Source organism: Stutzerimonas degradans (assembly GCF_024448505.1).
Lineage (GTDB): Bacteria > Pseudomonadota > Gammaproteobacteria > Pseudomonadales > Pseudomonadaceae > Stutzerimonas > Stutzerimonas degradans.
On sequence record NZ_JAMOHV010000030.1, the window covers coordinates 1 to 591 of the forward strand.

Here is a 591-nt window from a genome sequence, read left to right on the forward strand (position 1 = left end):
TGAGTTCGCCTCCGGCAGCTTCACCCTGGCCGACACCGATGGCCTGGACGACCTGCAGAGCGTGACCATCAACGGCAAGACCGTGGCCATTGGTGACCTGCAGGGCGAGACCTTCGCCGGCGACCACGGCACCCTGACGGTCACCGCCTACAACGCCGCCACCGGCGTGGCGAGCTACACCTACGAACTGACCGAAGCGACCACCGACGGCGCCGGCACCGAGACCGACACCTTCAGCCTGAGCGTGACCGACGGCACCGGCAGCTCGACCCCGGCCAGCCTGGTCATCGAAATCGTCGACGACGTCCCGCACGCCGTGGCCGACAGCGCCAGCGTGGGCGAGGACAGCGTCACCGCGATCACCGGCAACGTGCTGACCAACGACCTGCACGCCAACGGCCAGCCGGGCGCCGACACCCCGACCAGCTTCGTCAACTGGACCAGCACCACGGCGACGCACGGCACCTTCACCGACCTGGGCGGCGGCAACTACAGCTACCTGATCAACCCGGCCGATGCCGCGGTACAGGGCCTGGACGAGGGTGAAACCCTCACCGAAACCTTCACCTACACCATGCAGGACGCCGACGG

Annotated in this window: 1 protein-coding gene; it reads left to right on the plus strand. The window is 68.2% G+C overall.

Annotation, left to right across the window (positions count from 1 at the left end):
* The coding region (locus tag NAV27_RS19130) for an Ig-like domain-containing protein (RefSeq protein WP_256055322.1) at window positions 1-591 on the plus strand (591 nt) is incomplete at both ends.